12 protein-coding genes are annotated in these 12,239 nt (G+C 72.3%); 7 read left to right on the top strand and 5 right to left on the bottom strand.

The window, feature by feature from the left end; all coding sequences use genetic code 11:
- Positions 1 to 78: 78 nt before the first annotated feature.
- Positions 79 to 807: an SDR family NAD(P)-dependent oxidoreductase gene (locus EAD96_RS14940; protein ID WP_121684698.1), complete on the top strand. Its 729-nt coding sequence runs from the start codon at positions 79 to 81 to the stop codon at positions 805 to 807.
- A 50-nt stretch (positions 808 to 857) separates the two neighbouring features.
- Here the strand turns inward: EAD96_RS14940 and EAD96_RS31785 are convergent, their stop codons facing one another.
- Together EAD96_RS31785 and EAD96_RS14935 are read right to left on the bottom strand one after the other, a co-directional pair.
- Positions 858 to 983, bottom strand: a complete 126-nt coding sequence (locus EAD96_RS31785) for a hypothetical protein (RefSeq protein WP_255419521.1) — start codon at positions 981 to 983, stop codon at positions 858 to 860.
- On the bottom strand, positions 980 to 2,398 hold the full coding sequence (locus EAD96_RS14935; protein WP_121684697.1) for an OFA family MFS transporter: 1,419 nt from the start codon (positions 2,396 to 2,398) through the stop codon (positions 980 to 982). Before EAD96_RS14935 ends, EAD96_RS31785 begins: the two co-directional genes overlap by 4 nt.
- Before the next feature lie 179 nt (positions 2,399 to 2,577).
- Between EAD96_RS14935 and pdxY the strand changes: the two genes are divergently transcribed.
- From pdxY to EAD96_RS14910, 5 genes are all read left to right on the top strand, one after another.
- Positions 2,578 to 3,429 carry a pyridoxal kinase PdxY gene (pdxY, locus tag EAD96_RS14930; RefSeq protein WP_120569886.1) on the top strand — a complete coding sequence of 284 codons (852 nt, stop codon included), beginning with the start codon at positions 2,578 to 2,580 and terminating at the stop codon, positions 3,427 to 3,429.
- A 96-nt stretch (positions 3,430 to 3,525) separates the two neighbouring features.
- The gene (locus EAD96_RS14925) at positions 3,526 to 3,990 is read left to right on the top strand and encodes a helix-turn-helix transcriptional regulator (RefSeq protein ID WP_121684696.1); all 465 of its coding nucleotides are present in this window, start codon (positions 3,526 to 3,528) and stop codon (positions 3,988 to 3,990) included.
- 5 nt (positions 3,991 to 3,995) lie between these two features.
- Positions 3,996 to 4,406, top strand: coding sequence for a VOC family protein (locus EAD96_RS14920; protein WP_120573776.1), 411 nt, complete (start codon positions 3,996 to 3,998; stop codon positions 4,404 to 4,406).
- 8 nt (positions 4,407 to 4,414) lie between these two features.
- Positions 4,415 to 4,864: a pyridoxamine 5'-phosphate oxidase family protein gene (locus EAD96_RS31830; protein WP_121684695.1), complete on the top strand. Its 450-nt coding sequence runs from the start codon at positions 4,415 to 4,417 to the stop codon at positions 4,862 to 4,864.
- Positions 4,865 to 4,890: 26 nt separating this feature from the next.
- The gene (locus EAD96_RS14910; protein ID WP_121684694.1) at positions 4,891 to 7,266 is read left to right on the top strand and encodes an excinuclease ABC subunit UvrA; all 2,376 of its coding nucleotides are present in this window, start codon (positions 4,891 to 4,893) and stop codon (positions 7,264 to 7,266) included.
- Positions 7,267 to 7,306: 40 nt separating this feature from the next.
- Here the strand turns inward: EAD96_RS14910 and EAD96_RS14905 are convergent, their stop codons facing one another.
- From EAD96_RS14905 to EAD96_RS31000, 3 genes are all read right to left on the bottom strand, one after another.
- Positions 7,307 to 8,014, bottom strand: a complete 708-nt coding sequence (locus tag EAD96_RS14905; protein WP_199733177.1) for a response regulator transcription factor — start codon at positions 8,012 to 8,014, stop codon at positions 7,307 to 7,309.
- 98 nt (positions 8,015 to 8,112) lie between these two features.
- Positions 8,113 to 9,375 (bottom strand): sensor histidine kinase, encoded by a 1,263-nt coding sequence (locus EAD96_RS14900; RefSeq protein ID WP_121684693.1) that lies wholly within the window; start codon positions 9,373 to 9,375, stop codon positions 8,113 to 8,115.
- Positions 9,376 to 9,381: 6 nt separating this feature from the next.
- Positions 9,382 to 9,795, bottom strand: coding sequence for a hypothetical protein (locus EAD96_RS31000; RefSeq protein ID WP_158614791.1), 414 nt, complete (start codon positions 9,793 to 9,795; stop codon positions 9,382 to 9,384).
- A gap of 441 nt (positions 9,796 to 10,236) precedes the next feature.
- Between EAD96_RS31000 and lanKC the strand changes: the two genes are divergently transcribed.
- Positions 10,237 to 12,239 (top strand): class III lanthionine synthetase LanKC (lanKC, locus tag EAD96_RS14890; protein WP_121684691.1); only part of this gene is annotated, 2,003 nt, incomplete at its 3' end.

Here is a 12,239-nt window from a genome sequence, read left to right as displayed (position 1 = left end):
CCCCATGTGACAGTCCTCTCCACCCCGGATGGTCCCGCCCACGGTAACGTCGCCCCCACCGCACAGGGGAGAAGGGCATTGACCTCCGTCACCATCATCACCGGGGGAGGGCGCGGCATCGGCGCGGCCACCGCCCGCCGGCTCGCCACCGAGGGCCACGACCTGGTCATCGGCTACCGCGCCGACCACAACGCCGCCGAGGCGGTGGCCGCCGACGTGCGCGCCGCCGGCCGCCGCGCGGTCACCGTCGCCGCCGACACCACCGACCCCGAGCAGGTACGCCGGATCTTCGACGCCGCCGACCGGCTCGGCCCGCTCACCGGCCTGGTCAACAACGCCGGCGTCACCAGCCCGATCGGCCCGTTCACCGACCTGCGCGTCGACGACCTGCGCGAGGTCGTCGACGTCAACCTCATCGGGTACGTCCTGTGCGCACAGCAGGCGGCGCGGAGGCTCACCCGCGGCGGCGCCATCGTCAACGTCTCCTCCGTGGCCGCGACGCTCGGCTCACCCGGGGAGTACATCCACTACGCCGCCGTCAAGGCCGCCACCGACACCCTCACCGTCGGGCTCGCGAAGGAACTGGCGCCGCACGGCATCCGCGTCAACGCCGTCGCCCCCGGCATCATCCGCACCACGATCCACGCCCGCTCCGGCGTGCCCGACCGTCCCGACACCGCCGCCGGGCGGATCCCGATGGGCCGCGCGGGGGAACCCGAGGAGGTCGCCGGCGCGATCGCGCACCTGCTCGGCGCGGACGCCTCGTACACCACTGGCGCGGTCCTGCGCGTCGGCGGCGGTCTCTGACCTGACGGCGGCCCGGGGGTTGCCGCCCCCGGGCCGCCGCGTCGCGTCTCCTACTGGGTGAACAGCTTCGCCGCCGTGATCACGGTCTGCACCACGCCGTAGCCCAGCAGCGCCGACACCACCAGCCACGACACCACCAGGCGAACCAGCTGTCCGCCGCCGCTGTGCTCGTTCACGATCCGCTCCTCTCCGTCGCCCCCGACTGTCCCTGCTCCGTCTCGCCCCGCCCGGACGCGGGCTCGTGGTAACGCTGCGGCACCGGCCGTACCAGCAGGTTCGCCACCAGCCCCACCGCCAGCAGGCCGACCATCGTGAACAGCGCCGGCCGGTACGCCGCCGCGGTCAACGTGCCCGGCTCGCCCTGCGCGTCGAGGAACCCGTTGACGATCAGCGGCCCGGCCACGCCCGCCGCCGACCACGCGGTCAACAGCCGGCCGTGGATCGCGCCCACCTCGAACGTGCCGAACAGGTCCCGCAGGTACGCCGGAATGGTCGCGAACCCGCCACCGTAGAACGACAGGATCACGGACGCCAGCAGCACGAACAACGCCGTCGAGGTCTGCCCCACCAGCGCCAGCACCAGGTACAGCACCATGCCCACGCCCAGGTACACCACGTAGATCGGCTTGCGGCCGATCACATCCGACGTGGACGACCACACGAACCGGCCCGCCATGTTGAACAGCGACAGCAGTCCCACGAACCCGCCGGCCGCCGCCACCGACACCGCCGACGTGCCGCCGTCGCGGAAGAAGTCCTGGATCATCGGGCTGGCCTGCTCCAGGATGCCGATCCCCGCCGTCACGTTGCAGAACAGCACCACCCACAGCAGCCAGAACGACCGTGTCCTGACCGCGTTGGCCGCCGACACGTTCGCGGTGGTCACCAGCGGCTTCTCGGCCACCTGGGCCGGGTCGAACCCGGCCGGGCGCCAGCCCGGCGCCGGCACCCGCACGTTGAACACCCCGAACATCATGATCACGAAGTAGCCGACGCCGAGCGTCACGAACAACCACACCAGCGCCGACCCCGACGCGGTGGAACCACTGTCGGACGGGTCGTAACCGGCGTCGTAGAACGACAGCAGCTGCCGGGACAGGGGAGAGGCAACCATCGCCCCACCACCGAACCCCATGATCGCCAACCCGGTCGCCAGACCCGGGCGGTCCGGGAACCACTTGATCAACGTGGAGACGGGGGAGATGTACCCGATCCCCAGACCGATGCCGCCCAGCACCCCGTACCCCAGATACAGCAGCCACAACTGCCCGGTCGCGATGCCCAGCGCCCCGACCAGGAACCCCGCCGCCCAGAAACACGCCGAGACGAACATCGCCTTACGCGGCCCGTTCGCCTCCACCCACGTACCGGCCACCGCGGCCGACAACCCCAGCATCACGATCGCGATGCTGAAGATCACCCCGATCGCCGTCTGCCCCGTGTCGAAGTGCGCGATCAGGGAGTTCTTGTACACGCTCGTGGCGTACACCTGCCCGATGCACAGATGGATCGCCAGCGCCGCCGGAGGGATCAGCCAGCGGCTGTACCCCGGCGGCGCGACGGTGTGCCGACGATCGAGTGCGGAAAGCATCGTTGCTTCCTCCGTCCAGATGGCGAGAACACCCGCGTTCATGCCCCCACCGCACGCTGCGCCCAAACCCGCCCCGCGCCCGGCGGTCGAAACGCTGAGCCGAACGGTCACCGCCGCAGCCACCCGTCATCACGCCACCACCACCCGTCACACCCGGCCCGGGATGCGACCATGAGCAGGTGAAGATCCTGTCCATCCAGTCGTCGGTCGCCTACGGCCACGTCGGCAACTCCGCCGCCGTGTTCCCACTGCAACGCCTCCGACACGAGGTCTGGCCGGTCCTGACCGTGCACTTCTCCAACCACACCGGCTACGGCGCCTGGCGCGGCCCGCTGCTCGCCCCCACCGACGTCGCCGACGTCATCGCCGGGATCGAGGACCGCGGCGTGCTCGGCACCGCCGACGCCGTCCTCTCCGGCTACCAGGGCGACCCCGCCGTCGGCGCGGTCATCCTCGACGCCGTCGCACGCGTCAAGGCCGCCAACCCGGCCGCCCTGTACTGCTGCGACCCGGTCATGGGCGACGTCGGCCGCGGCATGTTCGTCCGCCCCGGCATCCCCGAATACCTGCGCGACACCGTCGTCCCCCGCGCCGACATCGTCACCCCCAACCAGTTCGAGCTGGAGTTCCTCGCCGGCCGCACCACCGACACCCTCGACGACCTGCTCGCCGCCGTCGACGCCGTCCGCGCCACCGGCCCCCGGCACGTCCTGGTCACCAGCGTCCTGCACGGCGACCTGCCCGCCGGCCACCTGGAGGTCGTCGCCGTCTCCGACGACGGCGCCTGGGCCGTCACCACCCCGCTGCTGCCGATCGCCCCCAACGGCGGCGGCGACGTCACCGCCGCCCTCTACCTCGCCCACCTCGCCACCACCGGCTCACCGCAGACCGCGCTGGAACGCACCACCAACTCGATCTACGCGGTACTCGAGGCGACCCTCGAAGCCGGCACCCGCGAACTGCAACTCGTCGCCACCCAGGACGCCATCGCCGACCCACCCACCCGCTTCACCGCCCGCCGGCTGCGCTGACCGCCGCCGGGTGCGCCCGGGCCGCGGGTGCACCCGGCGGCGACTCGCCGCTCGAACAGGTGGACGACACCACCGCCCAGCAGGCAAGATGCGGACGTGCCACCGCACCCGGCCAACGACGACCCCGCGTTCGCCCAACGACTGCGCGACCTGACCCGGCTGCGCCGCGTCCGCGACCGCATCGACCGCGAGTACGCCAAACCCCTCGACGTCGAAGCCCTCGCCCGCGGCGAGCACATGTCCGCCGGCCACCTCAGCCGCCAGTTCCGCCAGACCTACGGCGAGTCCCCGTACGCGTACCTGATGACCCGCCGCATCGAACGCGCCATGGCCCTGCTGCGCCGCGGCGACCTCAGCGTCACCGATGTCTGCTTCGCCGTCGGCTGCCAGTCCCTGGGCACCTTCAGCACCCGATTCACCGAACTCGTCGGCGAACCACCCAGCGCCTACCGCGCCCGCCACGCACCCGACACCGCCGAACCACCCCCGTGCCTGACCAAACAGGCGACCCGACCGGTCAGGAATCGAGAAGCCCGCACCGGCCGGCCACCACTAGCGTGACCACCATGACGATCACCATTCACTACGCGTTCCTGCCCCACACCGACGCCGACGCCGCGCTCGCCTTCTACCGCGACACCCTCGGCTTCGAACTGCGCAACGACGTCGGCTACCAGGACATGCGCTGGCTCACCGTCGGCCCGCCGAACCAGCCCGAGACCGGCATCGTCCTGCACCCGCCGGCCGCCGACCCCGGCATCACCGACGACGAACGCCGCACCATCCTCGAACTCATCGCCAAGGGCAGCTACGGCGCGCTCACCCTCGCCACCGACGACCTCGACGGCCTGTTCGACCGCCTCCAGGCCAGCGGCGCCGACGTCGTGCAGGAACCCACCGAACAGCCCTACGGCGTACGCGACTGCGCCTTCCGCGACCCCACCGGCAACCTGATCCGCATCAACGAGCGGCGCTGACCGCACCCATGACCGACGCGCCCCGCACCCGCGCCCGCCGCCGCCACGACACCACCCACCGCCTCGACCACGACGTCGACTGCTGGGTCGCCACCGCCGACCCCGACGGCACCCCGTACCTCGTGCCCCTGTCCTTCGACTGGGACGGCCACACGCTGCTCGTCGCCACCCCGGCCGGCAGCCCCACCGGCCGCAACCTCGCCACCGGCCGCGCCCGCGTCGGCCTCGGCCCCACCCGCGACGTCACCATGATCGACGGCGACGTGGAGAGCCTCGCCATCGACGCCCTGCCCACCGACCGCGGGGACCGCTTCGCCACCCGAACCGGCTTCGACCCCCGTACCCTGACCACGCCCTACCGCTGGTACCGCATCACGCCACGCCGCATCCAGGCCTGGCGCGAAGCCGACGAGCTGCCCGGCCGCACCCTGATGCGCGACGGCAGCTGGCTCGACTGACACCCGCAACACCGGACGGAGACACCATGAGCAAGGCCACCACCGGCCTGCACCACGCCGACAGCCACGACATCATCCGCGTCCACGGTGCCCGCGAGAACAACCTGCGCAACGTCGACGTCGAGATACCCAAACGCCGCCTCACCGTCTTCACCGGCGTCTCCGGCTCCGGCAAGAGCTCACTGGTGTTCGGCACCATCGCCGCCGAGTCCCAGCGCCTCATCAACGAGACCTACAGCGCCTTCGTCCAGGGCTTCATGCCCACCCTGTCCCGCCCCGAGGTCGACATCCTCGAAGGCCTCACCACCGCCATCATCGTCGACCAGGAACGCATGGGCGCCGACCCCCGCTCCACCGTCGGCACCGCCACCGACGTCAACGCCATGCTGCGCATCCTGTTCAGCCGCCTCGGCGACCCCCACATCGGCCCACCCAACGCCTACTCCTTCAACGTGCCCTCCGTACGCGCCGCCGGCGCCATCACCGTCGACCGCGGCCCCGGCAAGACCCAGACCAAGAAGGGCACCTTCAACCGCCTCGGCGGCATGTGCCCCCGCTGCGAGGGCCGCGGCGCCGTCACCGACTTCGACCTCACCGTCCTCTACGACGAGAAGCTGTCCCTCAACGAGGGCGCCATCACCATCCCCGGCTACACCATGGACGGCTGGTACGGCCGCATCTTCCGCTCCAGCGGCCTGTTCGACCCCGACAAGCCCATCCGCGACTACACGAAGCGGGAACTGGACGACCTGCTCCACAAGGAGCCCACCAAGGTCAAGGTCGACGGCATCAACGTCACCTACACCGGCCTCATCCCGGCCATCCAGAAGTCGATGCTCGCCAAGGACGTCGACGCCATGCAGCCGCACATCCGCAACTTCGTCGAACGCGCCGTCACGTTCACCACCTGCCCCGACTGCGACGGCACCCGGCTGGCCCCCCAAGCGCGCTCCTCGAAGATCAACGGCATCAACATCGCCGACGCCTGCGCCATGCAGATCAGCGACCTCGCCACCTGGGTACGCGACCTGCGCGAACCCTCCGTCGGCCCGCTGCTCAAGGCACTGGGGGACACCCTCGACTCGTTCGTCGAGATCGGCCTCGGCTACCTCAGCCTCGACCGGCCCGCCGGCACCCTCTCCGGCGGCGAGGCCCAGCGCACCAAGATGATCCGCCACCTCGGTTCGTCCCTCACCGACGTGACCTACGTCTTCGACGAACCCACCATCGGCCTGCACCCGCACGACATCGCCCGCATGAACAACCTCCTGCTGCAGCTGCGCGACAAGGGCAACACCGTCCTGGTCGTCGAACACAAACCCGAGACCATCGCCATCGCCGACCACGTCGTCGACCTCGGTCCCGGCGCCGGCACCGCCGGCGGCACCATCTGCTACGAGGGCACGGTCGCCGGCCTGCGCGCCAGCGACACCACCACCGGCCGCCACCTCGACGACCGCGCCACCCTCAAGGACAAGCCGCGTACGCCCACCGGCGCCCTGCCCATCCGCGGCGCCCGCACCCACAACCTGCGCGACGTCGACGTGGACATCCCCCTCGGCGTCCTGGTCGTCGTCACCGGCGTCGCCGGCTCCGGCAAGAGCAGCCTCATCCACGGCTCCCTGGCCGGACGCGAGGACGTCGTCAGCGTCGACCAGACCGCCATCCGCGGCTCCCGCCGCAGCAACCCGGCCACCTACACCGGCCTGCTCGACCCCATCCGCAAGGCCTTCGCCAAGGCCAACGGCGTCAAACCCGCCCTGTTCAGCGCCAACTCCGAAGGCGCCTGCCCGACCTGCAACGGCGCCGGCGTCATCTACACCGACCTCGGCATGATGGCCGGCGTCGCCAGCACCTGCGAGGACTGCGAAGGCAAGCGGTTCCAGCCGGCCGTCCTCGACTACCACCTCGGCGGCCGCGACATCAGCGAGGTCCTCGCCATGTCCGTCGACGAGGCCGAGACGTTCTTCAGCGAAGGCGAGGCCCGCACCCCGGCCGCCCACACCATCCTCGACCGGCTCGCCGACGTCGGCCTCGGCTACCTCACGCTCGGTCAGCCCCTCACCACTTTGTCCGGAGGGGAGCGGCAGCGGCTCAAGCTCGCCACCCGGATGGGGGACAAGGGCGGCGTGTACGTCCTGGACGAACCGACCACCGGCCTGCACCTGGCCGACGTCGCCCAGCTGCTCGGACTGCTCGACCGGCTCGTCGACGCCGGGAAGTCCGTCATCGTGATCGAGCACCACCAGGCCGTCATGGCGCACGCCGACTGGATCATCGACCTCGGCCCGGGCGCCGGTCACGACGGCGGCCGGATCGTCTACGAGGGCACCCCGGCCGATCTCGTGGCCGCCCGGTCCACACTCACCGGCGAACACCTCGCCGACTACGTCGGCGCCTGACCGCCGTACCCCGCTGAGGCCCCCGGCCGCGTCACGGGCCTCAGCGGGACAGGCCGGCCATCCGGGCCGGCGGCGCCGTGCCGGGTTCCACCAGGCCGCACTGGTACGCGGCCACCACCGCATGCGTCCGGTCACGCATCCCCAGCTTCGTCAGGACCCGGCTGACGTGGGTCTTGACCGTCGCGTCGCCGAGCACGAGGTGCTCGGCGATCTCCCGGTTCGACATCCCGTACGCCATGAGCACCAGGACCTCGCGTTCCCTCGGGGTGAGCCCGCGCATCTGGACCGGTGTGGGCAGCCCCGGGTCGGGCCGGGAGGCGAGGTCGTCGAGCAGCCGCCGGGCGACGGCGGGATCCAGCCACGCCTCCCCGGCGGCCACCGCGCGGATGGCCGACACCAGTTCCTCGGGCGCGGCGTCCTTGAGCACGAAACCGGAGGCGCCCGCCCGCAGCGCGGCGTGCACCGCCTCGTCCACGTGGTAGGTGGTCAGCATGATGATCCGCACCGGCCGGTCGGCGTCGTCGATGAGCTTCTCCTCGGCCATCGACCTGGTGGCGGCCAGACCGTCGGTGCCGGGCATCCGCACGTCCATGAGCACCACGTCCGGGCGCAGGTGGCGACCGAGTTCCACGGCCTGCGCCCCGTCGTCGGCCTCGCCGACGACCTCGATGTCCGGCTCGTTCGTCAGGAGCATCGCGAGTCCCGCCCGTACGAGCGGCTGGTCGTCGGCGAGCAGCACCCGGATCATGAAGGCTCCCGTCGTCGGCGGCCGTGACCGCGGCCCCACCACATGATCATCGGTGCCGGCGTCGGCGGCTAGCCGGATGTCGCACAGCGGACACGCGTTCACCCGACAGCGGGCACCCCGCCGTCACCCGGCGCCGCCACGAGATCGCCGCGCTGCGCGACCGGCAGCGTCGCGCTCACCCGGAACCCGCCCTCGGGACGCGGCCCGGCGACCAGGCGACCACCGACGCGTTCCAGCCGCTCGGCCAGGCTGGCCAGCCCGTTGCCGGTCGACAGTCCCGCCGCCGTACCGCCCGGGTCGCGGCCCGTGCCGTCGTCGTCGACGCGCAGCAACACCACCCGCTCCTGCCACCCGAAATGCACAGTCGCACAGGCACGCCGCCCGACGTGCTTCAGCGTGTTCGTCAGGCTCTCCTGCACCGTCCGGTACGCCGCCAACTCGATACTCGGATCCAGCGGCCGGGGGCTGCCGGACACGGACATCGTCACCGTCAGCCCCGCGCACCGCATCGACGTCAGGAGCACCTCGATGTCGTCCAGCCGCGGCTGCGGGCCCGGCTCACCGCCGGCCGCCGGACCCGACTCGGCCCGCATCACCGCCAGCAGCCGGCGCAGCTCCGCCATCGCCTGCTGCCCGGCCTGCTGGATGTGCAGCAGCGCCTCCCGGGTCCGCTCCGGGTCGGAGGCGCTGATCCGGGCGGCACCGGCGGCCTGCAGGACCATCACGGTCACCGAGTGGGACACCACGTCGTGCAGCTCGGCGGCGATCCGGCGACGCTCCAACGCCACCGCCTCGGCCCGGGCCAGCCGCCGCTCCCGTTCCAGCTGGGCCACCCGCCGCCGGTGCCGCCGCACCACCGAACCAGCCGCCCACGCGGCGGCGTAGATGAGCGCGAACATCAACGCGGTGACCACGAACTCCCCGCCCCGCGCGCCCGGGTTCGGTTCCACCCGGAACGAATCGAGCGCGCTGAGCAGGCTACGCGCGCACGCCGCCGCGTACGCCACCGCCGACACCACGAACGGCCGCAACGCCGCCACCGTGTACAGAGCGACGATCAGGCCCACCCACGGCCGGTAGTCGTGCACCAGGAACCACATCGCCACGCCGTGGGCGCACTCGAACACGAACACGGCGACCGGCGCGCGGGCCCGCCACCACAGGGCGCCGATCGACAGCACCGCGGCGAGCACCTGCAGCCACTGCCGGGCCGGGCCGACCGGCTCGCTCTGGATCACCACCGACGAGGCCGTGAACAGGTCGAGCAGGCACAGCACCGGCAGCAGCAGAAGATCGTGACGCCACCATCTCGCAGCCCGCGCCGGGCCGGACGGCGCCACCGCACCGGTCACCGTGGTCATCGGCGGCTAGGAGTCTTCGGCCGGGCAGCCGATCCCGAACAACCGGCAGGTCCAGGACAGCGGGGAGCCGTCGTCGTCACCGCCGCCGTCACCATCCGGCGGCGTCGCCGCGCTCACCCGGTGCGTCGTCACCGGCGCCGCCGGACGGCCCGGCACACCCGGCCGACCCGCCCCCACCAGCACCACCGACGGTACGACGTCACCGGCGGCGTCCGCGGCCACCCGCCACCGCCGGTCCGTGTCGTCGGCGAGCAGCGCCAGCACCCGGCGCACCGCCGACGCGTCGGTGCCGTACCCACCGGGAACCGCCTCGCCGGCGATCGACACCATCAGCAGGTCCGCCGGGTCACGGTGCAGCACCGACACCTCGGCGACAGTGAGCGGTCGCACCTCCGCGCCGCTGACCCCGACCAGACGCACTGCGTCACCGGACCGCGGCCGGCCGGCACCCACCGTCCTCAGCAGACAACGCCGGCCGTCCAACGCGACCCCACGCGCGACAGTCACCCACCCGGCCGGCCGCTGCGCCTGCAGGAGCACAACCGTCGGCGGCGACTGGACCTCGGTCTTCATCACGGACCTCCAGAGAACAGGAAAGGGCGGGCGCACAGCCCGCGTACGCGACGAATTCTGGCCGACACCGGACCCGGCGGACGTCCCCGTACCGGGTGACATCCGGTGTCACCTTCCAGACGGACCCCCGGCGCCCGGCACCGGGCCGGGGAGGACCCCGAACCTCGCCCCACGGCCGGACGCCAGGACCGGCCGGCTACGACCACGATGGAACCAGTCCGGACGACGGCAGCGACACACCGAACGCCCCGGACACCCATCTCATCCGTCACGGCCGCGAGGTTTGCCATGCCCACGCCCGGTGCGTTCCTGATCGCCGACCCGGTCCACGTCGACTCACCGGCGTACGTCGCCGACACGGCGAGCCGGTTCCCGCTGGCCGACCAGACCCCGCCCGCCGGCTGGCGCGTCGCCGAGCACGGCGGCTGGGTCATGTGGCACCCCACCCAGGCGCAGCTGCCGCAACAGGGCTGGAAGGTGCACGTGTCAGTGGGCCTCGACGACGCCGCCGACGTGCTCGACCTGGTACGCGAGCACTGCGTACGCCACCGCGTCGCCTTCAAGTTCCAGCGCAGCCGCCGGCTCGCCCTGGTCAACAACGAGAAGTACGCCCACCGGGCCGGCAGCGGCAAACTCGCCGCCCTGTACCCGGCCGACGACACCGCCCTGCGCCGCATCCTCGACGACCTCGGCGCCCGGCTCGCCGGCTACCGCGGCCCGTACGTCCTCAGCGACCTGCGCTGGCACGACGGCCCGCTCTACCTGCGCTACGGCGGATTCGCCGAACTCTGGTGCGTCGACGGCGACGAACCCGTCCCCGCCGTCGTACGCCCCGACGGAGCCCTCGTCCCCGACCGGCGCGAACCCGTCTTCACCGTGCCCGACTGGGCCCCCGTACCCGACTTCGTCGCCGAACGCATCGCGGCGGTAGCCGCCGAAACCCACGACGACCCGCCCTACCGCATCGACGAGGCCCTGCACCACTCCAACGCCGGCGGCGTCTACCGCGCCACCGACCTGCGCGACGGCCGCACCGTCGTCCTCCGCGAAGCCCGGCCACTGGCCGGGCTCGACGGAGCCGGCACAGACGCGCTCACCCGCCTGCGCCGCGAGGAGGACATGCTGCGGCGCCTCGCCGGCCTCGACTGCGTACCACGACTGCTCGACCGCCTCACCTGGTGGGAACACGAATTCCTGGTCGAGGAGTTCGTCGAGGGGGACACCCTGCAACACCACCTCGCCATGCGGCACCCCCTGATCCACCCCGACCCCACCGACCAGGACCTCGCCGACTACACCACCTGGGCGCTCGACGTCATCGACCGGGTCGAGACCGCACTGTCCCAGGTACACGCCAGGGGAGTGGTCTTCGGCGACCTGCACACCGCCAACGTCATGATCCGACCCGACGGCCGGATCGTGCTCGTCGACTTCGAACAGGCGTACCTGGTCGACGAGGACTTCACCCCGTCACTGGGCGACCCCGGCTTCGCCACCCCGCGGATACGCCGCGGCCCGGCCGTCGACAGGTACGCGCTGGCCTGCCTCCGGCTCGCCGTCTTCCTACCGATTACCCAGCTCACCGCCCTGACCGACGAGAAGTTCCACGACCTGACGACCGCGGCCCGACGGTTCCCCCTGCCGGCCGGCTACCTCCAGCGCATCCGGGACGACCTGCACACCGCACGCACCGCGCCCACCACCGACGGCACCACCACGGCACCCGACCGCAGCCGCGTCACCCGCTTCCCCTGGCCCACCGCCCAGACCGCCGACCACACCCCGCTGCTCGAATCACTCGCCGCCGGAATCCGCGCCACCGCCACACCGCACCGCACCGACCGGCTCTTCCCCGGCGACCCCGGACAGTTCCCGCACGGCGGCGCCACCCTCGCGCACGGCGCCGCCGGCGTCATCTGGGCCCTCGTCACCACCGGCGCCGACTACCCCGAACGCGACGAACACCTCGACTGGCTCGTCCGCGCCGCACGGCGCCTACCCACCACGCACCTCGGCCTCTACGACGGCCTCGCCGGCATCGCCGCGCTGCTGGACCGCACCGGACGCCACGACGACGCCGCGGAACTGCTCGACCGATGTCGCACCGGCCTCCACGACCGGTACGGCCCCGGCCTGCACAGCGGCCTCGCCGGCATCGGACTCGCCCTGCTCCGCACCGGCCGGCCCGTCCCCGACGACGCCCTGCGCATCGGCGACCGGCTCGCCCGCACCCTCACCGGCGACACGAAACAGCCCGTACCCGAACCCGCCCGCCCCGGACTGCTGCGCGG

The organism is Micromonospora sp. BL1, assembly GCF_003667485.1.
GTDB classification, from domain to species: Bacteria; Actinomycetota; Actinomycetes; order Mycobacteriales; family Micromonosporaceae; genus Micromonospora; species Micromonospora tulbaghiae.
The sequence above is the reverse complement of the archived record's forward strand: the minus strand, read 5'-3'. Positions and strand labels throughout refer to the sequence as shown.